Origin of the sequence: Streptomyces azureus (assembly GCF_001270025.1) — a bacterium.
GTDB classification, from domain to species: Bacteria; Actinomycetota; Actinomycetes; order Streptomycetales; family Streptomycetaceae; genus Streptomyces; species Streptomyces azureus.
Genome location: NZ_DF968248.1, coordinates 1 through 1,108, shown reverse-complemented (window position 1 = coordinate 1,108; position 1,108 = coordinate 1). Strand labels below are relative to the sequence as shown.

General features: G+C 68.1%; 1 protein-coding gene. It reads right to left on the bottom strand.

Going from position 1 to position 1,108, the window contains the following annotated elements; translation table 11 throughout:
- On the bottom strand, positions 1–1,108 hold a 1,108-nt coding region (gene dnaA / locus AOQ53_RS13205; protein ID WP_099054589.1), incomplete at both ends, for a chromosomal replication initiator protein DnaA.

Genomic DNA, 1,108 nt, shown 5'->3' with positions numbered 1-1,108 from the left:
CCGTTCTTGATGCGGTTGGTCAGCTCGGTGACCTGGTTGTAGATCGAGCGGCGCTCGGCCATCAGATTGCGGATCTTGCGGTCCGCGTGCATGACCGTCGTGTGGTCGCGGCCGCCGAACAGCGCGCCGATCTTCGGCAGCGACAGGTCCGTGAGCTCACGGCACAGGTACATGGCGATCTGCCGGGCGGTGACGAGGGCGCGTCCGCGGGAGGTGCCGCACAGGTCCTCGACGGTCAGCCCGAAGTAGTCGGCCGTCGCGCCCATGATGGCCGTCGACGTGATCTCGGGGGCCGAGTCCTCGCCGCCGGGGATGAGGTCCTTGAGGACGATCTCCGTCAGGCCCAGGTCCACCGGCTGCCGGTTGAGCGAGGCGAACGCCGTGACCCGGATCAGCGCGCCCTCCAGCTCGCGGATGTTGCGCGAGATCCGGGACGCGATGAACTCCAGCACCTCCGGCGGTGCGTTCAGCTGCTCCTGCACCGCCTTCTTGCGGAGGATCGCGATCCGCGTCTCCAGCTCGGGCGGCTGCACGTCGGTGATCAGACCCCACTCGAAACGGTTCCGCAGCCGGTCCTCCAGCGTGACCAGCTGCTTGGGCGGCCGGTCGGAGGACAGCACGATCTGCTTGTTGGCGTTGTGGAGCGTGTTGAAGGTGTGGAAGAACTCCTCCTGCGTCGACTCCTTGTCCGCCAGGAACTGGATGTCGTCGACGAGCAGGATGTCCATCTCGCGGTAGCGCTTGCGGAAGCTGTCGCCCTTGCCGTCGCGGATCGAGTTGATGAACTCGTTGGTGAACTCCTCCGAGCTCACGTACCGCACCCGCGTGCCCGGGTAGAGGCTGCGCGCGTAGTGGCCGATCGCGTGCAGCAGGTGTGTCTTGCCGAGCCCGGACTCCCCGTAGATGAACAGGGGGTTGTATGCCTTCGCCGGTGCCTCGGCGACGGCGACCGCGGCGGCGTGCGCGAAGCGGTTGGAGGCGCCGATGACGAACGTGTCGAAGAGGTACTTCGGGTTCAGGCGCGCGGTGGGCTCACCCGGGCCGGTCGCCGGTGCGGGCTGCGCGGCCAGCGGGCCGGGCGCACCGGTCGTCGGCAGATTCGGGCCGA